The organism is Priestia sp. P5_B4 (assembly GCF_056400385.1).
The window spans coordinates 1-20,656 of record NZ_JBFULJ010000018.1; the positions used below are offsets into that span (position 1 = coordinate 1).

The following is a 20,656-nucleotide window of genomic DNA, read 5'->3' on the forward strand; positions in this document are numbered from 1 at the left end:
CTGCATACATATACGTAGTACCTATTAAATAAATAACGGCAATACCAACTAGTGATGAAATTAAAAAGATAGAAAAAGTTGGCTTGCCGCGCATCTCCATAATTTTTCCTGTGATAAATGCTGCTACGATATAAGAAAGCAAAAAGCCGCCGGTGCTTCCAAATAAAATACCAATTCCTGCTTTAAATTGAGCAAATACCGGGGCGCCGGCAATGCCAATTAATACGTATACAATCATCGAAATAGAACCCATTCTACTCCCAAGTAAAAGTCCTGCTAATATAACAAAAAAAGGCTGAAGTGAAAGAGGCACGCCGCCTACTTGTAAAAAAGGTGCCCAAGAAGTAATGTTTGCACCAATAGCCATAAGAGCCGCAAACATACCAGCTAGCGTTAAATCTAATGTGCGAAACCTTTTATTAGTACTCATATATATTCCTCCCAGTATGTACTGAAATATCTTAGCGTATGTACTGAAGATTGTACGTCGAATCTACTTTTATGTCAACGATAAAAATAAATGTGTTTACATATATTATTTGATGTTTTTTGAAATAAAGTATGCATATTTTTAGTGCAACATAAAAAAATAAAGAAGGGAATTCATCCCTTCTTTGTCCAAGTGTGTGTATCAAAAATACTAGTACAATGATTCTTCCAGAAGCTCCGGGTTGTGCTCCGAATATTCCGTTGCATGATCAATGTAGCGTAGTAAAGAATAAAGCTCTTCTTGAATGATGCGGTAGTTTCGTTCAAAATTGTAGGCGTGCAAAAAATGTTCAATCTTTTTTGAAAGAAAATCGTCGTCTGTTCGAACCATTAAAATTAATAAGTTATCCCATTGTGAACGGTGTGTGTAATATAAAGCTCGATCATAATCAATTACATCCATTAATAACGTTCCTCCTTTTGAGGAGTTGAAATTAGTGTATGATATTTGCGGGAATTCTTACGCTGTAAATGTTGGGCAAAAGACCAGTGCATAATTAAAAGAGGTTGTAGTCATTATGCAAGAAGAATAAACGTACAGGACCCTATAAATGATAAGAAAGGCAAAGAATGATGCAGCATAACAGTTATATTACATCCATTATTTAAGACAACTAAATAAAAATCCCCTTTTCTTGAAAAAATAAAGCTTCTTTTTGATGAAAACACATGAATTGGCATGTTTGTACATAGATTGAAGTAAGGAGTGAAAGGGGGAGCTGTCGTGAAAGAAGCAGATTATAAGCAATTATACCGTGCGATTGATGAAATTACGGAAATAGCTAGCGGTTTCGGCTTAGATTTTTATCCGATGCGCTATGAAATTTGCCCGGCAGATATTATTTATACGTTTGGTGCATATGGGATGCCAACTCGTTTTTCACATTGGAGCTTTGGAAAACAATTTTACAAAATGAAATTACACTACGATCTTGGATTGAGTAAAATTTATGAATTAGTTATCAATTCAGATCCTTGTTATGCATTTTTATTGGATTCCAATGCGCTTATTCAGAATAAATTAATTGTAGCTCACGTGTTAGCCCACTGTGACTTCTTTAAAAATAACAGCCGTTTTGCCAACACTAAACGGGATATGGTAGAAAGTATGGCAGCGACCGCTGATCGAATTAAAGAATACGAAGTAAAGCACGGTAAGCGTGAAGTAGAAAAGTTTTTGGATGCTGTCCTATCGATTCAGGAACATATTGATCCGTCTCTTATGCGTGCCAAGCTTTCTTGGAGCATAGATGATGTAGAATCATCGGAAGAAGAAATCGTTTCTCCTTACGATGATTTATGGAATTTGGATTATAAAGAAAAGAAAAAACCAAAACCTCCAAAATCTTTCAAAAAATTTCCGCCTCAGCCTGAAAAAGACATCTTATTATTTATCGAAGAATACAGTCCTTATTTAGAGGACTGGCAGCGGGATATTTTAACGATGATGCGAGAAGAAATGCTTTATTTCTGGCCGCAGCTTGAAACAAAAATTATGAATGAAGGCTGGGCTTCTTTCTGGCATCAGCGCATTATTCGAGAAATGGACTTAACGAGTGATGAAGCGATAGAATTCGCCAAGCTAAATGCAGGGGTTGTGCAGCCCTCTAAGACGGGAATCAATCCATATTATTTAGGTTTAAAAATCTTTGAAGACATTGAAGAACGCTACAATAATCCAACAGAAGATATGATTCGCCGGGGCGTGGAGCCGGGGTCAGGAAGAGAGAAGATGTTTGAGGTACGTGAGGTTGAATCAGATATTTCCTTTATTCGCAATTACTTAACAAAAGATTTAGTCATGCGAGAGGATATGTACTTATTCCAAAAACAAGGAAAAGACTATAAAATCGTTGACAAAGAGTGGACAGAAGTTAGAGATCAGCTTGTTAATATGCGCGTAAACGGCGGATTTCCTTATATCACAGTAACCAATGGAGACTATCTAAAAAATGGAGAGCTCTATTTAAAACATTGGTATGAAGGAATTGAATTAGATGTCAAATACTTAGAAAAAGTGGTACCGTACGTTCATCAGCTTTGGGGCCGCCCCGTTCATTTAGAAACGGTAATGGAAGGCAAGCCAATCGCCTTTACGTATGATGGAAAAACAGTGCATAGAAAACATTTGTAAAAAAGAAGACCGCTTAAACAGCGGTCTTTTTGGGCTTCTGTAACTTATCCATATAAATTGAAAAAATAAAATTACTATGCAATAATCGAATGAGAATTACTTTCATTTAGAAAGGAAGATAAGATGTTTGTTGTAAACGCAAGTTTTGAAACAGAAAAGAAATTTGAAGAACAGCTCACGCAAAAAGCTAAGAAAAACAAAACAGAAATTGAGGCAGCCAAAGGAAATTTATCGTTCGAATGCTGGAAAAAAGATTCTGCAGATAAAGTTGAATATGTCTTTGTATCGAAGTGGGAAGACAAGCAGTTCTTTCAAGCGTGGATCTCAAGAGAGGAACATGTGAACGAACATAAAGAAGCGAATAAAAAGAAAACGAAAGCATTTTCTGAAGCTATGGAAATCAAGAAAACGCTGCGTTTTTATGAGGCGGTAGAAGAGGACATTCTTTCTTAAAAAAGCATGCTTGACTTTCATAAATGTTGTAACTATAATGATTACAACAAAATAGGAGTGAGAGCAATGAAAATTAGCAGTCGATTCACCGTGGCCGTTCACATACTATCTTTAATTAAAGTAGATAGCAGTCATCCTAGTACTTCAGAGTGGATTGCTAGCAGTGTAAATACAAATCCTGTTGTTATAAGACGAGTAATTGGGATGTTAAAGAAAGCTGGACTCGTAGGTGTAAAAGCCGGAGCTGGCGGAGCTTATCTATTGAAAGATCTAGAAGAGATAACGTTGCTGGACGTTTATCGAGCGGTGGCGGCAGTGGAAGAAGGAGAATTGTTTCAAATGCATGAAAATCCGAATGTGGAGTGTCCTGTAGGAGCCAATATTCAAAGTGTTCTTGAATTGATTTTAAAACGTTCTCAAGATGCCATGGAACAAGTCTTAGCGGATGTGACCATGAAAGAATTAGTGACGGATTTAATAGCAAAAATAGATGCATAATAACATGCTTCTGTTCGTAAAAAAACGGAGAAACCTAGGTTTCTCCGTTTTTTTATAGCTTCACAATTGTTCGTCCTCGAGCTTGTCCTTTTAATAAAGTCGGAAGTACCTCAGGGAGCTGTTGTAGTGAAATTTCTTGCTGAATGAAAGGTTCGAAGCTTTCAGGCTTAAAGTCATTAGCAAGTCTATTCCAAATCTCTTTTCGAGTAGGCATTGGACAGTAAACAGAATCGATACCTAATAAATTAATTCCTCTTAAAATGAAGGGAAAGACGGTTGTTGGCACTTTGCCTCCAGCCGTTAGCCCGCTGACAGCTACAGAGCCTCCGTACTGAATTTGACTGAGAACAGAAGCTAGAGGCTCTCCGCCCACAGGATCCACCGCAGCAGCCCATTTTTCCTTGCCTAATGCTTTTAATTTGCCGTTATAAACATCTTCACGCGCTACAATAGAGGAAGTGCCAAGCTCTTTCAAATAAGCTGCTTCCGAGCTTTTTCCCGTACTTGCTTCCACTGTGTAGCCTAATTTTGAAAGAATGGCAACCGCAAAGCTTCCTACACCTCCCGTAGCGCCTGTTACAAGCACAGAGCCATTAGATGGACAAGTATGGTTTTCCTCTAAGCGATGCACAGATAAAGCAGCTGTAAAGCCAGCTGTTCCGATAATCATTGCTTCTTTTAACGTTAAATTTTCAGGGAGAGGGACAATCCATTCGCTGCGTATGCGCGCATACTCACTATAGCCTCCAAAGTGTGATACGCCAATGTCGTAGCTTGTTGCAATGACATGATCACCTTCTTTAAAATCAGGGCTGTCAGAAGATACAACAACTCCTGCTAGGTCGATTCCTGGAACAAATGGGTAGCTTGTCACAATATTTCCGTTTGCGATGCTGGCTAAGCTATCTTTATAATTCACCCCTGAATAATGAACGCGAATAAGTACATCGCCTTCTGGCAAATCGTTTAGCGTCAGTTCTTGGACGGACGCCTCCACTTGCTCTTCACTTTTTTTATCTACGATTAATGCTGAAAATGATTGCTCCATTTTATTTCTCCTTTCTATAATGAGATGTATATATCTATACATAGACTACCTTATTTCTATACCCATTATAGAAAATAGTAAAAGAAGTTCCTAATACTTTGATTACGAAAGAGATTATTTCATTATAAAATAGCGGTATAGCTATTAGTTAGCAATACATAGAAAAGAGGAGAAGAGAAATGAGCACAAACATATATTTTAACCATGATGCAGGCATTGATGATTTAGTATCGCTTTTTTTACTGCTGAAAATGGATGATGTAAAGGTAACAGGGGTATCTGTTATTCCCGCTGACGGATATCTAGAGCCAGGTATCAGAGCAAGCCAAAAGATTATTGATCGTTTTGGAAGTTATGATATTGAGGTCGCTAAATCTACTTCACGCGGTATGAATCCATTTCCAAAGGAGTGGCGCATGCATACGTTTTATGTAGATGCACTGCCGATTTTAAATGAAAAAGGGAAAGTACAAACAAAAATAAGTCAGCTCCCTGCTCATGATCATTTAATCGAGACATTGCAGCACACAGCCGGGAAAACAACTTTATTGTTTACAGGACCGTTAACAGATTTAGCAAGAGCATTGGAAAAAGCGCCGGAAATAGAAGAGAAAATTGACAAGTTAGTATGGATGGGCGGTACATTTCAAGAAGTAGGAAACGTGCAAGAGCCCGAACATGATGGAACGGCGGAGTGGAATGCTTTTTGGGATCCAGAAGCAGTAGCGAAAGTATGGAAAAGCAAAATTAAAATTGAGATGGTTGCTTTAGAAAGCACGAATCAAGTTCCCTTAACGCCCGCTATTCGTCAAATGTGGGCTTCACTTCGAAGATATGAAGGAGTAGACTTTGTAGGGCAGTGCTACGCGGCTTGCCCGCCGCTTGTACACGTTGAAACCAATTCAACATATTATTTGTGGGATGTACTCACAACAGCATTTACAGGGAATTCAACACTTGTGAAGGTAAAAACCGTTTCGAGTATTGTGCATACAGAAACACCGAGCCAAGGAAGAACAGAAATTTCCGAAGAGGGACGACCTGTAGATGTCGTATATGATGTCACAGCTGAAGCATTCTTTACGTACATTACAGATTTGATGAAAAAAGCAGTAGCCAAATAAAGAAAAAGGTTGCACATGAAAGTGTGCAACCTTTTTAGTGAATCATATTCAAGAATTGACGTGTCCGCTCTTGCTGAGGATTTGAAAATATTTGATCCGGTGTACCTCTTTCCATAATGACACCTTGATCCATAAAAATAACTTCATCTGCTACTTCACGGGCAAAGCGCATTTCGTGAGTTACCACCACCATCGTCATTCCTTCTTTTGCCAAGTCTTTCATCGCTTGAAGAACGTCTCCTACAAGCTCAGGATCAAGAGCTGAAGTAGGCTCATCAAACAGCATAACTTTTGGGTCCATCGCCATTGCTCTGGCGATGCCAACACGCTGTTGTTGTCCGCCAGACAGCTGGAAAGGATAAAAGTCGAGCTTGTCTCCTAAGCCAACTCGTGTTAATAATTCTTTCCCTCTTTTTTCTGCTTCTTGAGTGGAAACACCTTTTACAATTACAGGACCTTCCATAACATTTTCAAGTGCAGTTTTATGAGGAAATAAGTTATAGTTTTGAAAGACCATACCTGTTAGGCTTCGAAATGAAGTAATGTCTTTTTTACGAACAGGCTTGGTAAAATTCATGCTTTTTTTATCAAGTTCAATCGTACCGTCTGTTGGGATTTCTAACAGATTTAAGCAACGTAAAAAAGTTGTTTTACCGGATCCAGAAGGGCCGATTAATACAATTACCTTGCCCTGTTCAACTTCCAAATCAATCCCTTTTAATACTTGCAAATCACCGAATGATTTATGCAAATTTTTGATATTAATCATATAAAAAACTCCTTTAGCTACTTGAAACGGTTATTTAGATACGTAACGATCTAGTCTTATTTCAATGCGTCCTTGGATAATGGATAAGATTGTGCACATAATCCAGTACAAGAGCGCTGCTTCACTATAAAGAAGTAAAAACTCATAGTTAGTTGAAGCAATTTCTTGAGCTTGACGGAACATTTCAGAAACAAGAATAAGCGATGCAAGTGACGTGTCTTTAATAAGACTAATAAAAGAGTTAGATAATGGCGGAATCGATACACGTGCTGCTTGCGGTAAGATAATCCGTCTTAACGCTTGGGAATAGGTCATACCAAGTGAGTAGCCAGCTTCCCACTGTCCTTTAGGAATAGATTGAATTGCTGCTCGGATAATTTCAGATGCATAAGCACCTACACTTAATGAAAATCCAATAACAGCAGAGATAAATGGATCAATTGTTATATCTAAGTTAGGTAATCCGTAGAAAATGATAAATAATTGCACAAGCAAAGGCGTTCCACGAATAATTGAGACATATACACGTGCAATCATGTTTAATACCTTACTTGACGACAAGCGAGCAAGTGCTGTTAAAACAGCTAACACAATGCCTATGGCAAAGCTTATTAATGTTAGTGGAATAGAATATTGAATAGCTCCCTTTAGCATTGGTAAGAGAGATGATTGAGCGATTGAAATCAATTGATTCAATCGCTCTCCATCAGGAAAAATATTATTTAGGAGAAACATCTTCGCCAAACCATTTCTTAGAAATTTTTGCGTATGTTCCGTCTTTTTTCATATCTTTCAATGCTTTGTTTACTTCATCCACTAACTTACCGCTGTCTTTTCTAAACATAAAGCCGCTTGCAGCACCATCGGATTTTTCATCCGCGATTTTGATAGGTGCGTTAGGGTGCTTTTTCTTATAGTCAAGGAACGATAATTTATCGTTGATTGTAGCATCAACACGGTTTGCGCTCATTAGTTCTACTGCTTGAGCAAAACCTTCAGCACTCGTAATGTTTGCACCATAAGATTGAGCCATGTCTTTATAGTTACTTGTTAATGACTGCGCTGATTTTTTTCCTTTTAAATCTTTAAATGATTTAATATCTTTTTCGTCTTTACGAACAATTAATACAGCGCCTGACTGGATGTATGGATCAGAGAAATCGTATTTCTTTTGACGATCTTCACGAATACCCACTTCGTTAGCAATCATGTCAAAGCGTTTAGCATCTAATCCGGCAAACATGCCATCCCACTGTGTTTCTTTGAACTCAGCTTTTACGCCAAGACGTTTAGCTACTTCTTGAGCCAATTCTACATCAAACCCAGTTAGCTTTTGTTTGTCATCATGAAAAGTGAACGGAGGGTATGTACCTTCAGTTCCAATTGTTAATACGCCATCTTTTTTCACTTTATTATATAAATCCTCTTGTGAAGATTTATTGTCTCCATTGTTTGCTTCATTTTTTGAGCTAGAACCGCATGCGGCAAGCACAACTGTGAAAGCTAATAGTAGCGACAAAAGTGCAGCAAATTTCTTCATTTTCTAAACCCCCTAGTATTCTGATAGGAAATGATACTCTGTGATACTAAACAAGAACACAGCAAAAGTCAACAAAAAAAACTTATACGATTAATGTGACTTAAAATAAGGGAAATATACCTTCTATACACGGTTTGTCATAAGGATACAGAAAGATTTTAAAATTTGGATTAAGTGGATTTTTAAGGGAGATTTGAGGAGCAAAAAGGAAGTTTCATGCGACGATTTTCTCTTTCATTTTTTCATGACTTTTGGTGCAATAAACATATAGTTAAATGTTAAGGTAGAAATAAATTCCTTATGGTACACTTAAAGAAGAATTTATGAAACGGAGCGATATGATGAAAGCCATAAACTTAATCTCAATTGCCTTTGGTGCTATCGCTGGTACATATGCACGTTATTTGCTGAATCTTTCCTTATTATATACGGGCTATCCAATAGGAACGGTAATTGAAAACCTATTAGGAAGCTTCATACTAGGCCTATTAACAGGATTTTTTGTGTGGAAAAAGCCAAAAGAATGGATAAAGCTTGGACTAGGAGTTGGCGTATGCGGCGGTTTTACAACGTATTCAACGTTTGCAGGAGACGTCATTTCTCTCACTCAGTACCATTTATTTTGGGGAGCCATTTATGTAATGGTCTCTTTAGTAGGTGGAATCCTTCTTGCTTTAGCAGGCTATCTATGCGGTGAAGCGGCAGGGAAAAATTTAGTGAAAGTACATGAGGTGAAGTAAATGAGCATAGTGAGCTTGGCACTTGGCGGGGCAGCTGGAGGAATATGCCGTTATCTTTTGGGTTTAAAAGTTACAAAAACAGTTTCAAACCCTCCTTTTCCAGTATCAATGCTGTTTGTAAACTTGCTCGGTGCGTTTGGGCTTGGTCTTTTTTACGGTAGTTATTATGGAAAGGTTCCGAGTCATGCTTATGATGATTCAATATTTTTAATGATTGGCATTGGTTTTTTTGGTGCCTTTACCACTTTTTCAACGTTCAGTGTGGAAACCGTACAGTTAATTCGAGAAAAATCTTATCGGAAAATGCTGGCGTACGTGGGGATTTCAGCATTTGGAACAGTTGGTTTATTTACAGTCGGTTTACTGGCAGGAACGTTTTTATTTAAGTAAAGAGAACGTTTCTAGTAGGGAAAAACAAAAAGACGGAGAAGTAGAGAATGGATAGAAAAGCAGAAGTTTGGAAATACATTTTGTTGATTGTAGCTGTTGCAGGTCAGATCATCGGTTTTTTATTTTTATTTATAAATGTTGTGGCGGCATTTATTTTTTACGGTTTTTATATTCTAACTTTTATTATGTTACTCCTGCTGTTTATATGGGATCGGAAAAAGGAAAAAGACAAGGAAGAATTTGACGACTATACCGATTACTAATCATTTAAAAAGCAGAATGATGCGGTGCGCCGGACCTCTTACTTAGTAAAGAAGCTTAAAAGATACATCTATAAAAGGAAGAGAGCCGTAAGAGCATAAAGAGATATTGTATTTACATCTAGTTGTGTTATAATTTTAAGTGCGAAAACAAAATCAATAAATAGCAATCACTAGGGGAGCTTTTTGAAGCTGAGACGAATGTATTTCGGACCCTTTGAACCTGATCTGGCTTGTACCAGCGTAGGGAAGTGGCGATCATGTTTACATAACGATGCATGCTAACCACTCTACGTTGTAGAGTGGTTTTTTTGTATGTAATAAAGCCCTCTACACAAGATGAAGTGATTGAAATTTCTCTTTATTCTGAACGGAAAGGTTTCGATCATATGGATATTCCTAAATTTCATGTCGTTACAACAGATAAGCAGCCAATTGAAGAGGTTCGGGACATTTTAACGGCTATTGAGCCTTTTGCGGGTGCCATTCATATTAGAGAAAAAAAGAAAACGGCAAAGCAGATTCAATGTTTGCTAGAAAGCCTGCCATTTTGTCTCTCTAAAATTATTGTAAATGACCGAGTTGATGTAGCGCATGCTTTAAAAGCAAAAGGCGTACAGCTTGCCTATCATAGTTTAGATGTTTCGTGTGTTAGAGACGTATTTCCTTCTCTTATTGTCGGAAAATCAGTTCACTCTGTGGAAGAGGCTTTAGAAGCTGAAAAAGATGGTGCTCACTACATTCTATACGGACATATTTATTCAACACATTCAAAAAAAGGATTAAAAAATCGAGGGGTAGCAGCACTAAAAGAAGTAGTAGATGCTGTACAGATACCGGTTATTGCCATCGGAGGAATTACACCTGTAAATGCCAAAGAGGTGCTTCAAACAGGAGCACACGGTATAGCTGTGATGTCTGGTGTCATGCTTGCGCAAAATCCTCTTAAAGCGATTAAACAATATTCTCATATATGGACATCTGGAGGTGGAGAAAATGAAGCAGCATTATGATGTACTGTTAGTCGGAGGAGGCATAATCAGCTCTTCTATCGCTTATCATTTGTCAAAACAAGGAGCATCAGTGGCCATTCTTGAACGAAATCAAATTGGTTGTGAAGCTTCAAGTGCAGCAGCTGGTATTTTAGGTGCTCAAGCTGAAATTGATGAAGAAGGTCCTCTTTTAGACCTTGCTATTAAGAGCAGAAGCATGTTTCCTGAGCTGGTGAAGGAACTAAAAGAAAAAACGGCCATCGACGTAGAGCTCATTCAAAAAGGCTTATTAAAAGTCGCTGTAACAGAAGAAGATGCACACGTATTAAAGAAAAAAGCCGCTCAGCACCACCGATGGGATGAACATGTAAGATGGATCGATGTAAAAGAAGCGCGTTTGTTAGAACCTGGTCTCTCTCCAGACATATACGGAGCCATTACAATACCGGGGGACGGCCAGCTAGCTCCGGCTAAGTTAACGCAAGCTCTTGCTCATGGAGCCTTGTATCACGGAGCAGATATATTCGAATACTGTGATGTTCATTCTCTTATTATGGAAAATGAAACAGTAAAAGGTGTACAGACGTCCAGAGGCTCTTTTTACGGAGAAAAAGTAGTTATTGCAGCAGGCTCATGGGCTAAACGCTTTATTTCTTCTGAACATTTAGGTCGCGTGTTTCCCGTAAAAGGGGAGTGTATTGCTCTTCGAAGTCATAAGCCGCTGCTTTCTAAAACGATTTTTTTAGATGAAGGTTTTTACTTAGTGCCTAAGACTGGTGGAAGAATCGTAATCGGGGCAACTAAGCTACAGCATGACTTTACCAAGACGGTTTCTGCACAAGGTATTCAATTTTTGCTGAATAAAGCTTCGGCGCTTCTGCCAGCTATTAAAGAAGCCACATTTGAAAAAGCATGGGCTGGTCTTCGTCCACAAACAAATGATGGCTGGCCTTATTTAGGAGAGCACCCTGAAATAGCGAATCTACACATGGCGTTTGGCCACTACCGAAACGGTATTTTATTAAGTGCTGCAACTGGAAAAATTATGGCTGATGCTTTGTTAGGGAAAAAGCTGAATCATTCATTTTTTACATCATTTCAGCTAACAAGAGTAATGGAGGGAGTTCATTGAATCTAATCATTAATGGTAAGACCGTTACTTTTGGAGATGAAATTGAAACGGTCGAGCACTTGTTGCAGGCTCAGAACCTGCATGAACGAGTGGTAATTGTTGAGCTAAACAAGAACATTTTGCAAAAAGAAGAACATAGCGATGCATGCTTAAAAGATGGCGATATATTAGAAGTTGTTTCATTTGTCGGAGGAGGATGAAGAGTATGTTAAAAATTGGACAATATACATTTAATTCACGTTTATTATTAGGGACAGGGAAATTTCCGGACTTTACGACTCAGCGTCAAGCGGTAGAAGAGTCAGAAACAGAAATTTTAACATTTGCTGTGAGACGAATGGATATTTTTGATCAAAATCAGCCTAATTTATTAGAAGCGCTTGATGTGAAGCGTTTCACTCTTTTGCCTAACACTGCTGGAGCAAAAAATGCAGAAGAGGCCGTACGTATTGCTAAATTAGCAAAGGCTTCTGGACTTTGTGACATGGTGAAAGTAGAAGTAATTGGATGTGATAAAACGCTGCTTCCTGATCCAGTTGAAACATTAAAAGCCAGTGAAGAACTGTTAAAAGAGGGCTTTACCGTTTTACCTTACACATCAGATGATGTTTTACTTGCGCGTCGTTTAGAGGAGTTAGGCGTACATGCCATTATGCCAGGAGCTTCGCCTATCGGTTCAGGTCAAGGTATTATTAATCCGTTGAACATGCGTTTTATCATTGAACAATCAACTGTTCCAGTAATTGTAGATGCAGGTATTGGAACGGCTTCAGACGCAGCTCAAGCTATGGAGTTAGGAGCAGATGGTGTGTTATTAAATACAGCTGTTTCAGGAGCAAAAGATCCTGTGAAAATGGCTCGTGCTATGAAGTTAGCGATTGAAGCAGGACGAGCAGCATTTGAAGCAGGACGTATTGAAAAGAAACAATATGCAACGGCAAGCAGTCCAACAGAAGGGATGAGTATCGGTTGATTAATCGTTATTCCCGCCAAGAATTGTTTCAACCTATTGGAAAAGGCGGACAGCAGCAAATTCAAGAAAAGCATGTTCTGATTGTAGGAGCAGGTGCTCTTGGAACAGGGAACGCGGAGGCCCTTGCGCGAGCGGGGATAAAGAAAATAACGCTCATTGACCGGGACTATGTAGAATGGAGCAACCTTCAGCGGCAGCAATTGTATAGTGAAAAAGATGCTGATAAAAGAATTCCAAAAGCAATTGCCGCTAAAAAACGGCTTCACGATATTAATCACGATGTAAAAGTAGAAGCGCACGTAGCAGACGGTACCCCTCAAGTTTTAGAACAGCTTGTTGAGGGGGTAGATGTTATGATTGATGCAACCGATAATTTTGACACACGCCTTGTAATGAATGATTTATCACAAAAATATGATATTCCTTGGATTTACGGAGCATGTGTAGGAAGTTATGGAATTAGTTATACTATTATACCAAGTGAAACACCGTGTTTATCCTGTTTGCTTGAATCTGTACCGCTTGGAGGGTTAACATGTGATACAGTGGGGATTATTAGTCCTGCTGTCCAAATGGTAGTCGCTCATCAAGTAACAGAAGTGTTAAAAATATTAGTCGGAGACTGGAATGCGCTCAGGAGGGAACTTGTTTCGTTTGACGTATGGAAAAATGAGTATACGAGCATCAATGTGAACGTGTTTCGCAAATCTGCTTGCCGCTCATGCGGCAGTGAACAAACGTATCCCTTTTTACAATATGAAAATCAAACGAAAACAGCTGTGCTATGCGGAAGAAACACGGTACAAATCCGTCCGGGCAAATCAGCCAAGCAGCCGCTGCAGTCTTTAGGTGAACGATTAAAAGAAAAAGGATATAAAATTGAACAGAATCCGTATCTGCTTTCTTTTTATGTAGATGATTACCGTTTAGTTATGTTTCAAGATGGGCGCGTCTTTGTCCATGGAACAAACGATATAGTAGAAGCAAAGTCACTTTATCATCGGTATATTGGGTAAGAAAGAGATGGAGGTTTCAAGCATGACAGTACCAAAAGCATTAACCATTGCTGGATCAGACAGCGGTGGAGGAGCAGGCATTCAAGCAGATTTAAAAACATTTCAAGAGCGTGACGTTTTTGGCATGTCCGTTATTACAGCTGTGACCGCACAAAATACAGTTGGCGTTCAAGGAGTTTATCCTTTAGAAGTAGAAGCAGTTGAAACGCAGTTAGATTCAATTGCCACTGACTTATTTCCTAATGCAGTGAAGACAGGTATGTTGTTCAGTGCTGATATTATTTACGCAGTGGCTCGTAAAATCAAACAGTACGGACTGCAAAATGTTGTAGTTGATCCCGTTATGATTGCAAAAGGCGGTCAGTCTCTTCTTCAAAGTGAAGCCGTACAGGCTCTAAAAGAATTGTTGCCTCTTTGTGAAGTCATTACGCCGAACATACCGGAGGCGGAAGTCATCACGGGTAAAGAAATTCACACGATCGAAGACCGAAAAGAAGCGGCAAAACAGATTCATGAGCTAGGTGTAAAGCACGTGGTAATTAAAGGCGGACATGATCAATCTCATCAAGATATGATTGATATAGTGTATGATGGTCATAAGTACGTTGAAATCACGCATGAAAAGATGAATACAAAGCATACACATGGAACGGGATGCACGTTTGCTGCTTGCGTCACAGCTGAACTAGCGAAAGGCAAAAGCGTGGTTGAAGCAGTTCAAACCGCTTCGGATTTTGTTCACTATGCGATTAAGCACACGCTTGAAATTGGTTCCGGACACGGTCCTACTAATCACTGGGCGTATGGAAAATACTTTCGTTCAAACATATAAAAAAACGTGCCTACAACCTAGGCACGTTTTTTATGAAGAAGGAATATGGGTAGGAATCTCTCCATCGATGCCTAAATAATAATGTCTAAGGGGCTTTAAATTATCATCAAGCTCATAAACAAGCGGCACGCTTGTAGGAATATTCAAGTTCGCAATGCCATCAGGCGAAATGTTATCCAAGTACTGCATTAGAGCCCTAATCGTATTACCGTGAGCGGAAATAATAACCTTTTTGCCAGCTTTAATAGAAGGAGCAATAGTTTCGTCCCAGTATTCTAGAACCCGCTTTTCTGTATCGGCTAAGTTTTCCGTTACAGGAAATTGTCCCTTAGCTAATTCCTTATACTTAGGGTTAGAAGCTTCATAACGAATATCTGTTGTCTCTAAAGCAGGAGGGCGTTCGTTCATCGACCTTCTCCACAAATGCACTTGCTCTTCTCCAAATTTTTTTGCGGTTTCTTCTTTGTTTAAACCTTGAAGAGCCCCGTAGTGCCGTTCATTCAGCCTCCAAGATTTATATACGGGAATCCACATGAAGTCCATTTGATGTAAGACAATCCATAGAGTGCGAATGGATCGTTTTAAAACAGAAGTATAGGCAATATCAAAAGTATATTCGTTTTTCTTTAGTACTTTTCCAGCTTCTCGCGCTTCTTGCAATCCATTTTTAGAAAGATCTACATCCGTCCAGCCTGTAAATTTATTTTCAAGATTCCACACGCTTTGTCCGTGCCGAATCAACACAAGTTTTATCATCGTGTTCTCCTTTCAACAGTGACTAAGGACTCTATTCTTTTTTATTATGAGAAGGAAAGAGTTTTTTATCCTAAAGCCGGGGAAAGGAGTTTTTATCATTTAGAAAAAGTGATGCCGAAAAGTAAAGCTTTAACTTTTTTACGCATATGATAAAAATAAAAAAGGGAAGGGAAGATAGTGGATGAGTGACCAAGAACGTCAGATTCAAGCGCTGCACGGCCAGATTGAAGATTTAAAAGAAGAAATGTATCAGATGAAGCTTGATATTAGCACATTAGAGAAAGAAAAAGGAAAGCCTGTTTTGACACCGGCTCTTGTTGGTCAAATAGGAGGTTTTGTTCTAGGTGGATTAGCTATAATCGGTATTTTCTGGATGTAGAACTTCTCGTTTTGAAAACGAAAAGTTCTCCTGATTTTTCAATAAGCAATCCCAACGCGGCATTTGGAAAATTTTTGAGCCCATATCTCATGGTAGGTAAAGTGAGCGGTATCTCCCGTTGAGATTTTAACGGCATCAGCTGGTAAAATATCTTTTTCCACTCGATACGTGCCTGTTATTTCACCCTCAGGCAAGTATGTTGGGCATATAACCGTCCAGTTTAGATCACTTTCCTTCAAGTGTAAGTATCCTTTTAAATGATCTTCTGCTGCTCTGGTCGTTTTACGCTTTGATTCATTTGATTGAAAACGATACTTTTCTGGTTCTGTTCGTGATTGTAAGATGCCTGCAGTTCCAATGGTAAGAATACGATGAACGCCGTAATACTTCATGCTGTTTATAATAAGCGGCATACTTTTTGAAATTGTCTCTGCACCATCTGTATTTAACGCGCTGACTACGATATCTTGGTGCTTGAGGGCAAAGTTGATATTTTCTTGATGAAGTACATCGCCTTGTAAGATATGTAGGTTTGGATGGCTAACCTGTAGCTTATTGCGGTCTCTAACAAGTACAGTAACGTCGTTTTCATCTTTTAGCATCATTTTTAATAAAGACTGTCCAACTCGCCCTGTAGAGCCTAATAGTAAAATTTTCATTGGCTACACCCCTCTATAAAAGATAGTATCTATTCTTTAGGATATACAATCTGTATACTTATTCATAATAAAAAGCATGCGTAGCATAAAGTAATACAAAGTTGATGAATGAAATATTCAACAACAAAAAAATTTGATATGATAAAAAGACAGAAAAATCAAAAAATAGGAGAGTGAATGTCTTTTGGGAGACTTGCCTCTGAATCAAATGATGATACTAGTCGTTTTGCTTATGTTATCAGCTTTCTTTTCATCTGCTGAGACAGCCTTTTCAAGCGTAAATAAAATTCGTTTAAAACATTACGCTGAGAAAAAATATCGGGGAAGTAAAAAAGCGCTGCATATTGCTGAACATTTTGAGCAGACGCTATCGACAATTTTAGTAGGAAATGTTGTCGTAAACATTGCTGCGTCCTCTTTGGCAGCTAAAATTGCCCTCGATATGTTTAAAGGAAACCTAGCACTTGTGATTAGTATCATCGTTATGACCATCATCATTTTGATTTTTGGTGAAGTCTTGCCAAAATCGTTAGCTAAAGAGCATGCCGAATCTTTTGCGCTGATGATTTCTTCCTTGTTATTTATTATTATTAAATTGTTAACCCCGATTTCCTTCTTGTTTTTACAGGTAAAAAAAGGAACTTCTCACTTGTTAACGTCTGCTCCTACACCAACGATTACAGAAGATGAAATTAAAGTGATGGTAGATTTAAGCGAAGAAGAAGGAACGATTAATAATATTGAAAAAGAGCTAGTTCATCGTTCACTCAATTTTAATGACATTGTGGTGGGGCAAATTTTAAAACCTAGAATAGATGTCACAGCAGTTGACGTAAATGCCGATATTGATTCGGTTTGTCAAATGTTTCTTGAAGAGAGATATTCGAGAGTGCCTGTATATGAAGATCATATTGATAATATTATTGGCATTTTATCAGAAAGAGAATTTTTAACCTGTTTAATCCAAAGAAAAAAGATTTCTATTCGTGATTTGTTGAGACAACCTATTTTTGTAGTAGAATCCATGAAAATATCTATTCTATTGCCAGAGCTCCAAAAAAGTAAGGTGCACATGGCAATTGTAGTTGATGAGTTTGGTGGAACGGCCGGACTTGTGACCTTAGAGGATATATTAGAAGAAATTGTAGGAGAGATTTGGGATGAACATGATGAAGCTGTTAAGTATGTACACCAGATAGGGGAAAAGGAGTACGAATTTAACGCCGACATCCCTATTGATGAATTTTTAACCTATATAGCGGTTAGTTCTCCTGACAGTACGTGCCATACCTTAGGGGGATGGATATATGAGCAGTTTGATCATATCCCTGCTAAAGGAGACTTTTTCTCATATGAAGAGATATTGTTTACCATTAAGGAAGTAGAAAATCGACGTATTCGCAAAGTTTCCGTAAAATCATTTGCGAATAAGAATGAGGAAGCTGATTAAAAGAAACTAGAAAGCGCTCCAAGAAATCTTGGAGCGCTAAAGCCATAATATGAAATTAGTTAATATTAGTACTTKCCGCCTAAGTTTTGCTCAGCTAATTGTACTAAACGTTTTGTGATTTCGCCACCAACAGATCCGTTCGCACGAGCTGTTGCATCTGGTCCTAAGTTTACACCAAACTCACTAGCGATTTCGAACTTCATTTGATCGATAGCAGCTTGAGCACCAGGCGCTACTAACTTGTTTGATGAATTTCTGTTTGATGCGTTTTGATAATTTGCCATGTGTATTCATCTCCTCGTTAGATAAATATAGATTGTAATGGTTGAGTTAGCTGGAGTTGAACCAGCCGAGCAGATGCATCGATTAGATCTGCTTGCCTACCGCGGCGTAACTCAATGCTTGCGAGCTGTTGTGCTCGGTTGTTACTAGTATTATGGCGAAAGGGAAAAAAACATATACATAGAAAATTATTGGTAATTTATAGAATTTTTTGTGTAGAGTTTGATAAAGAGTAAGAGAGTTTTATTCCGTGCATATTATAGGTACATATTGATCAGGTAAAGCGAGGTGTGCGGATGTCGATTTGTTCCTTATGTAATGGGTTTAGTGATGTACAAATGACGTGCAAAACATGTGGAGGAGTGCTGGGGGATATGGGAAAAGTCAGCGATTATTTTGATGATTACAGTGCTTACATGGAAATCGATCAGTTAAAAGTAGAAAATGGGTATCCTAGTGATTTAGCAAATCACCAATGTATTCATCTCTTTTACTGTTCTACTTGTCACAGTGAAGAATTGAAGCAAATACAGGAATAAAAAAAGACCCCTGGGGGTCTTTTTTATTCGTGTTCAGCACGGATGCGCTGTTCAGATTCTGCATCAAAGAAATGCGCTTTGTTCATATCTAATGCTAAGTCTAGAGACTGAAGCGGTTTAATATCTGTTCTTGAATCTACGCGTGCTACAAAATCTTGTCCGCCAAGTTTAGAATAAAGCATGGTTTCAGCTCCCATTAACTCGGATACATCGACTTTGATTGTAACTTTTGTGCCAGGTGAAGATTCAATAAATACAGGCTCATCATGGAAATCTTCAGGACGGATGCCTAAAATAATTTGTTTGTTTAAATATCCTTGCTCGCGAAGTATTTTCATTTTACCTTCCGGAACTGCAAGAAGAGAATCGCCTACTTGAACCTTTCCGTCTTTTAACGTTCCGGTTAAGAAGTTCATAGCAGGAGAACCAATAAATCCGCCTACAAATACATTTTCAGGTTTTTCATATACTTCTTTTGGTGTACCAACCTGCTGGATAATCCCATCTTTCATAACAACCAGACGAGAAGCCATTGTCATTGCTTCGGTTTGGTCATGTGTTACGTAAATTGTCGTTGTACCCAAACGCTGGTGAAGCTTCGCAATTTCAGAACGCATTTGCACACGTAATTTCGCGTCTAAGTTTGATAAAGGTTCGTCCATTAAGAAGACCTTAGCATCACGAACGATTGCACGACCTAGGGCTACACGCTGACGCTGTCCGCCGGATAATGCTTTTGGCTTGCGCTCTAAGTATTGCTCAAGTCCTAAAATACGAGCGGCATCTTTTACGCGGCGTTCGATTTCATCTTTTGGTAATTTACGAAGTTTTAAGCCGAAAGCCATGTTGTCATATACGCTCATATGCGGATACAATGCGTAGTTTTGGAATACCATTGCAATGTCGCGATCTTTTGGAGCAACGTCATTTACACGCTTGCTGTCAATATAAAAATCACCTTTGGAAATTTCTTCTAGCCCTGCAACCATACGAAGCGTTGTCGATTTCCCGCAGCCTGAAGGCCCAACAAATACAATAAATTCTTTATCTTGAATGTGAAGGTTAAAATCTTTTACCGCCGTCACATCTTTATCATACATTTTATAAATATGTTCTAAACGTAATTCAGCCATTTCCATTTCCCCCTTATATGTACTCTGTGAAACCGTTTTCTTAAATCTAGTGTAATTTTTTTTAATGAAACGGTAAATGGGAAACATGCACAAAAAAAAGAAAGAGTTTTCGTGCACTATTTACGAAAACCCTTTCATTTTATTTTCCATCTTGCGAATTTTTTAAAGCAAGAATGGCTAAGTAAGCAGACACAGCTCCTGTAAAGTGTTTGATATCAAGGTGTGTGCGATCAATAAATTTCTCAATTCTATACTGCAAGCTGTTGCGATGCATGTACAATTTCTTAGCAGCAAGAGATACGTTTAAATTACATTCTAAATAAACTTTAATCGTTTCTAAAAGATCTCCATCATCTTTTACTAAGTCAAGTAAATGTATCATATGATTTTGGATTGCCTCTGAAGACTCTTGCAGAACCAAATGGGGTAAAACGTCGGTAAAATGGATAACATGGTTTTGTTCGACTGTATGCTTAATTTGATAAAACCATTTCTTTTCACGCTCAAAAATTAATCGCGGTGAAGACGGAAAAAAGTGAATTTGTCCTTCAAAGAACTGAATTGAAGTTTCAAAATCATGACATAGCACCTCGATAGAATCTGATAAATTTTCAGTTAAGTCATTAGGATCATTAAAGGTTTCGATAACGATACCTGATTGTTTATCAATCCACAACACAGTAATCGAGGTAGAATACAAGGCGTGAAGCGCATTTTCAAACTCTATTTTTTGTTCAAACAAACGTTTAATTAAAAACTGGGTGAAGCGAAAAGAATGGTGCTTATGATGAGAGTGAATGACTTTTTCAGGTGCTTCAAATAACAGGTCTGACCAATACAATTGCTCTGGCGTCAGTAAAGAAACTTTCTCATCATAAGGGGTTAAAAAAGCAGAAAGTAATGCCTGCTCTTTTTGAGATAAAGCGGTGTGTTCAATTCCAATGAAGCCTTCATCACATGAAAACCATTTGTAACGCTCAAATTGAGAAGGGATTTTAGCCTTAATCATTTTATCCCCAAATAGTGTGTACAGCTGTTTCATCTGTGCTCGTTCCCTTCGGTGAAAGC

General features: G+C 38.4%; 27 protein-coding genes and 1 riboswitch. Of the genes, 16 read left to right on the plus strand and 11 right to left on the minus strand.

Annotation, left to right across the window (positions count from 1 at the left end):
- A partial coding sequence (locus tag AC1DRF_RS04165; RefSeq protein WP_477740366.1) for a biotin transporter BioY occupies positions 1 to 430 on the minus strand: 430 nt, incomplete at its 3' end.
- Positions 431 to 640: 210 nt separating this feature from the next.
- Positions 641 to 892 (minus strand): YhdB family protein, encoded by a 252-nt coding sequence (locus tag AC1DRF_RS04170; RefSeq protein WP_013055267.1) that lies wholly within the window; start codon positions 890 to 892, stop codon positions 641 to 643.
- A 321-nt stretch (positions 893 to 1,213) separates the two neighbouring features.
- Here AC1DRF_RS04170 and AC1DRF_RS04175 point away from each other — a divergent pair, with 321 nt between their 5' ends.
- From AC1DRF_RS04175 to AC1DRF_RS04185, 3 genes are all read left to right on the plus strand, one after another.
- Positions 1,214 to 2,623, plus strand: a complete 1,410-nt coding sequence (locus tag AC1DRF_RS04175) for a SpoVR family protein (RefSeq protein ID WP_230184801.1) — start codon at positions 1,214 to 1,216, stop codon at positions 2,621 to 2,623.
- 123 nt (positions 2,624 to 2,746) lie between these two features.
- Complete coding sequence (locus AC1DRF_RS04180) at positions 2,747 to 3,076, plus strand: antibiotic biosynthesis monooxygenase family protein (RefSeq protein ID WP_043981692.1); 330 nt, start codon at positions 2,747 to 2,749, stop codon at positions 3,074 to 3,076.
- 66 nt (positions 3,077 to 3,142) lie between these two features.
- Entirely contained in the window at positions 3,143 to 3,574 is a 432-nt protein-coding gene (locus AC1DRF_RS04185; RefSeq protein WP_013081642.1) for an Rrf2 family transcriptional regulator, read from the plus strand.
- A 52-nt stretch (positions 3,575 to 3,626) separates the two neighbouring features.
- Here AC1DRF_RS04185 and AC1DRF_RS04190 read toward each other — a convergent pair whose 3' ends face one another.
- Complete coding sequence (locus AC1DRF_RS04190; RefSeq protein WP_427076869.1) at positions 3,627 to 4,622, minus strand: NADPH:quinone oxidoreductase family protein; 996 nt, start codon at positions 4,620 to 4,622, stop codon at positions 3,627 to 3,629.
- A gap of 179 nt (positions 4,623 to 4,801) precedes the next feature.
- Here AC1DRF_RS04190 and AC1DRF_RS04195 point away from each other — a divergent pair, with 179 nt between their 5' ends.
- The gene (locus tag AC1DRF_RS04195; RefSeq protein WP_427076868.1) at positions 4,802 to 5,746 is read left to right on the plus strand and encodes a nucleoside hydrolase; all 945 of its coding nucleotides are present in this window, start codon (positions 4,802 to 4,804) and stop codon (positions 5,744 to 5,746) included.
- Between the two features lie 34 nt (positions 5,747 to 5,780).
- Here the strand turns inward: AC1DRF_RS04195 and AC1DRF_RS04200 are convergent, their stop codons facing one another.
- The 3 genes from AC1DRF_RS04200 to AC1DRF_RS04210 are packed head-to-tail and all read right to left on the minus strand — an operon-like array spanning position 5,781 to position 8,055.
- Positions 5,781 to 6,515 carry an amino acid ABC transporter ATP-binding protein gene (locus AC1DRF_RS04200; protein WP_025752983.1) on the minus strand — a complete coding sequence of 245 codons (735 nt, stop codon included), beginning with the start codon at positions 6,513 to 6,515 and terminating at the stop codon, positions 5,781 to 5,783.
- A 30-nt stretch (positions 6,516 to 6,545) separates the two neighbouring features.
- Complete coding sequence (locus AC1DRF_RS04205; RefSeq protein WP_043981697.1) at positions 6,546 to 7,250, minus strand: amino acid ABC transporter permease; 705 nt, start codon at positions 7,248 to 7,250, stop codon at positions 6,546 to 6,548.
- Positions 7,234 to 8,055 (minus strand): amino acid ABC transporter substrate-binding protein, encoded by an 822-nt coding sequence (locus AC1DRF_RS04210; RefSeq protein ID WP_013081647.1) that lies wholly within the window; start codon positions 8,053 to 8,055, stop codon positions 7,234 to 7,236. The genes AC1DRF_RS04205 and AC1DRF_RS04210 overlap by 17 nt, the downstream gene beginning before the upstream one ends.
- A 323-nt stretch (positions 8,056 to 8,378) precedes the next feature.
- Here AC1DRF_RS04210 and AC1DRF_RS04215 point away from each other — a divergent pair, with 323 nt between their 5' ends.
- The 9 genes from AC1DRF_RS04215 to thiD all read left to right on the plus strand — a co-directional run bounded on the left by AC1DRF_RS04215 (position 8,379) and on the right by thiD (position 14,390).
- Positions 8,379 to 8,795, plus strand: a complete 417-nt coding sequence (locus AC1DRF_RS04215; RefSeq protein ID WP_477740367.1) for a fluoride efflux transporter FluC — start codon at positions 8,379 to 8,381, stop codon at positions 8,793 to 8,795.
- Positions 8,796 to 9,185 (plus strand): fluoride efflux transporter CrcB, encoded by a 390-nt coding sequence (gene crcB, locus AC1DRF_RS04220; protein ID WP_028410256.1) that lies wholly within the window; start codon positions 8,796 to 8,798, stop codon positions 9,183 to 9,185.
- A 47-nt stretch (positions 9,186 to 9,232) separates the two neighbouring features.
- Entirely contained in the window at positions 9,233 to 9,448 is a 216-nt protein-coding gene (locus AC1DRF_RS04225; protein WP_013055279.1) for a hypothetical protein, read from the plus strand.
- Between the two features lie 162 nt (positions 9,449 to 9,610).
- Positions 9,611 to 9,712: riboswitch (TPP riboswitch) on the plus strand.
- Between the two features lie 122 nt (positions 9,713 to 9,834).
- The gene (locus AC1DRF_RS04230; RefSeq protein WP_477740369.1) at positions 9,835 to 10,458 is read left to right on the plus strand and encodes a thiamine phosphate synthase; all 624 of its coding nucleotides are present in this window, start codon (positions 9,835 to 9,837) and stop codon (positions 10,456 to 10,458) included.
- Positions 10,442 to 11,569, plus strand: coding sequence for a glycine oxidase ThiO (gene thiO / locus AC1DRF_RS04235; RefSeq protein WP_318331431.1), 1,128 nt, complete (start codon positions 10,442 to 10,444; stop codon positions 11,567 to 11,569). Before AC1DRF_RS04230 ends, thiO begins: the two co-directional genes overlap by 17 nt.
- On the plus strand, positions 11,566 to 11,769 hold the full coding sequence (gene thiS, locus AC1DRF_RS04240; protein ID WP_013055282.1) for a sulfur carrier protein ThiS: 204 nt from the start codon (positions 11,566 to 11,568) through the stop codon (positions 11,767 to 11,769). Before thiO ends, thiS begins: the two co-directional genes overlap by 4 nt.
- Before the next feature lie 5 nt (positions 11,770 to 11,774).
- On the plus strand, positions 11,775 to 12,542 hold the full coding sequence (locus AC1DRF_RS04245) for a thiazole synthase (protein WP_013055283.1): 768 nt from the start codon (positions 11,775 to 11,777) through the stop codon (positions 12,540 to 12,542).
- Entirely contained in the window at positions 12,539 to 13,558 is a 1,020-nt protein-coding gene (locus AC1DRF_RS04250; RefSeq protein WP_043981701.1) for a thiazole biosynthesis adenylyltransferase ThiF, read from the plus strand. Before AC1DRF_RS04245 ends, AC1DRF_RS04250 begins: the two co-directional genes overlap by 4 nt.
- Positions 13,559 to 13,580: 22 nt before the next feature.
- Positions 13,581 to 14,390 carry a bifunctional hydroxymethylpyrimidine kinase/phosphomethylpyrimidine kinase gene (gene thiD, locus AC1DRF_RS04255; protein ID WP_043981702.1) on the plus strand — a complete coding sequence of 270 codons (810 nt, stop codon included), beginning with the start codon at positions 13,581 to 13,583 and terminating at the stop codon, positions 14,388 to 14,390.
- 30 nt (positions 14,391 to 14,420) lie between these two features.
- Here the strand turns inward: thiD and gpmA are convergent, their stop codons facing one another.
- Complete coding sequence (gene gpmA, locus AC1DRF_RS04260; protein ID WP_013081653.1) at positions 14,421 to 15,146, minus strand: 2,3-diphosphoglycerate-dependent phosphoglycerate mutase; 726 nt, start codon at positions 15,144 to 15,146, stop codon at positions 14,421 to 14,423.
- A 181-nt stretch (positions 15,147 to 15,327) separates the two neighbouring features.
- On the opposite strand from gpmA, the gene AC1DRF_RS04265 reads away from it, so the two are divergent.
- Positions 15,328 to 15,525 (plus strand): hypothetical protein, encoded by a 198-nt coding sequence (locus AC1DRF_RS04265; protein ID WP_016762958.1) that lies wholly within the window; start codon positions 15,328 to 15,330, stop codon positions 15,523 to 15,525.
- A 38-nt stretch (positions 15,526 to 15,563) separates the two neighbouring features.
- Here the strand turns inward: AC1DRF_RS04265 and AC1DRF_RS04270 are convergent, their stop codons facing one another.
- Entirely contained in the window at positions 15,564 to 16,184 is a 621-nt protein-coding gene (locus AC1DRF_RS04270) for an NAD(P)-dependent oxidoreductase (RefSeq protein ID WP_013081655.1), read from the minus strand.
- A gap of 184 nt (positions 16,185 to 16,368) precedes the next feature.
- Between AC1DRF_RS04270 and AC1DRF_RS04275 the strand changes: the two genes are divergently transcribed.
- Positions 16,369 to 17,634 (plus strand): hemolysin family protein, encoded by a 1,266-nt coding sequence (locus tag AC1DRF_RS04275; RefSeq protein ID WP_427076865.1) that lies wholly within the window; start codon positions 16,369 to 16,371, stop codon positions 17,632 to 17,634.
- A 65-nt stretch (positions 17,635 to 17,699) separates the two neighbouring features.
- Here AC1DRF_RS04275 and AC1DRF_RS04280 read toward each other — a convergent pair whose 3' ends face one another.
- Positions 17,700 to 17,918, minus strand: coding sequence for an alpha/beta-type small acid-soluble spore protein (locus tag AC1DRF_RS04280; protein WP_013055290.1), 219 nt, complete (start codon positions 17,916 to 17,918; stop codon positions 17,700 to 17,702).
- A 372-nt stretch (positions 17,919 to 18,290) separates the two neighbouring features.
- Here AC1DRF_RS04280 and AC1DRF_RS04285 point away from each other — a divergent pair, with 372 nt between their 5' ends.
- Complete coding sequence (locus tag AC1DRF_RS04285; protein WP_013055291.1) at positions 18,291 to 18,455, plus strand: hypothetical protein; 165 nt, start codon at positions 18,291 to 18,293, stop codon at positions 18,453 to 18,455.
- 23 nt (positions 18,456 to 18,478) lie between these two features.
- On the opposite strand, the gene AC1DRF_RS04290 is transcribed toward AC1DRF_RS04285, so the two are convergent.
- Entirely contained in the window at positions 18,479 to 19,588 is a 1,110-nt protein-coding gene (locus AC1DRF_RS04290; RefSeq protein WP_025752961.1) for an ABC transporter ATP-binding protein, read from the minus strand.
- 139 nt (positions 19,589 to 19,727) lie between these two features.
- Positions 19,728 to 20,630 (minus strand): PucR family transcriptional regulator, encoded by a 903-nt coding sequence (locus AC1DRF_RS04295; RefSeq protein ID WP_074897488.1) that lies wholly within the window; start codon positions 20,628 to 20,630, stop codon positions 19,728 to 19,730.
- Between the last annotated feature and the right edge of the window lie 26 nt (positions 20,631 to 20,656).

What these genes read in the sequence shown, in the direction of transcription:
- AC1DRF_RS04170 (WP_013055267.1), bottom strand. Translation starts at nt 892, where the DNA reads ATGGATGTAATTGATTATGATCGAGCTTTATATTACACACACCGTTCA.
- AC1DRF_RS04180 (WP_043981692.1), top strand. Translation starts at nt 2,747, where the DNA reads ATGTTTGTTGTAAACGCAAGTTTTGAAACAGAAAAGAAATTTGAAGAA.
- AC1DRF_RS04185 (WP_013081642.1), top strand. Translation starts at nt 3,143, where the DNA reads ATGAAAATTAGCAGTCGATTCACCGTGGCCGTTCACATACTATCTTTA.
- AC1DRF_RS04190 (WP_427076869.1), bottom strand. Translation starts at nt 4,622, where the DNA reads ATGGAGCAATCATTTTCAGCATTAATCGTAGATAAAAAAAGTGAAGAG.
- AC1DRF_RS04195 (WP_427076868.1), top strand. Translation starts at nt 4,802, where the DNA reads ATGAGCACAAACATATATTTTAACCATGATGCAGGCATTGATGATTTA.
- AC1DRF_RS04200 (WP_025752983.1), bottom strand. Translation starts at nt 6,515, where the DNA reads ATGATTAATATCAAAAATTTGCATAAATCATTCGGTGATTTGCAAGTA.
- AC1DRF_RS04205 (WP_043981697.1), bottom strand. Translation starts at nt 7,250, where the DNA reads ATGTTTCTCCTAAATAATATTTTTCCTGATGGAGAGCGATTGAATCAA.
- AC1DRF_RS04210 (WP_013081647.1), bottom strand. Translation starts at nt 8,055, where the DNA reads ATGAAGAAATTTGCTGCACTTTTGTCGCTACTATTAGCTTTCACAGTT.
- AC1DRF_RS04215 (WP_477740367.1), top strand. Translation starts at nt 8,379, where the DNA reads ATGAAACGGAGCGATATGATGAAAGCCATAAACTTAATCTCAATTGCC.
- crcB (WP_028410256.1), top strand. Translation starts at nt 8,796, where the DNA reads ATGAGCATAGTGAGCTTGGCACTTGGCGGGGCAGCTGGAGGAATATGC.
- AC1DRF_RS04225 (WP_013055279.1), top strand. Translation starts at nt 9,233, where the DNA reads ATGGATAGAAAAGCAGAAGTTTGGAAATACATTTTGTTGATTGTAGCT.
- AC1DRF_RS04230 (WP_477740369.1), top strand. Translation starts at nt 9,835, where the DNA reads ATGGATATTCCTAAATTTCATGTCGTTACAACAGATAAGCAGCCAATT.
- thiO (WP_318331431.1), top strand. Translation starts at nt 10,442, where the DNA reads ATGAAGCAGCATTATGATGTACTGTTAGTCGGAGGAGGCATAATCAGC.
- AC1DRF_RS04245 (WP_013055283.1), top strand. Translation starts at nt 11,775, where the DNA reads ATGTTAAAAATTGGACAATATACATTTAATTCACGTTTATTATTAGGG.
- thiD (WP_043981702.1), top strand. Translation starts at nt 13,581, where the DNA reads ATGACAGTACCAAAAGCATTAACCATTGCTGGATCAGACAGCGGTGGA.
- gpmA (WP_013081653.1), bottom strand. Translation starts at nt 15,146, where the DNA reads ATGATAAAACTTGTGTTGATTCGGCACGGACAAAGCGTGTGGAATCTT.
- AC1DRF_RS04265 (WP_016762958.1), top strand. Translation starts at nt 15,328, where the DNA reads ATGAGTGACCAAGAACGTCAGATTCAAGCGCTGCACGGCCAGATTGAA.
- AC1DRF_RS04270 (WP_013081655.1), bottom strand. Translation starts at nt 16,184, where the DNA reads ATGAAAATTTTACTATTAGGCTCTACAGGGCGAGTTGGACAGTCTTTA.
- AC1DRF_RS04285 (WP_013055291.1), top strand. Translation starts at nt 18,291, where the DNA reads ATGGGAAAAGTCAGCGATTATTTTGATGATTACAGTGCTTACATGGAA.
- AC1DRF_RS04290 (WP_025752961.1), bottom strand. Translation starts at nt 19,588, where the DNA reads ATGGCTGAATTACGTTTAGAACATATTTATAAAATGTATGATAAAGAT.
- AC1DRF_RS04295 (WP_074897488.1), bottom strand. Translation starts at nt 20,630, where the DNA reads ATGAAACAGCTGTACACACTATTTGGGGATAAAATGATTAAGGCTAAA.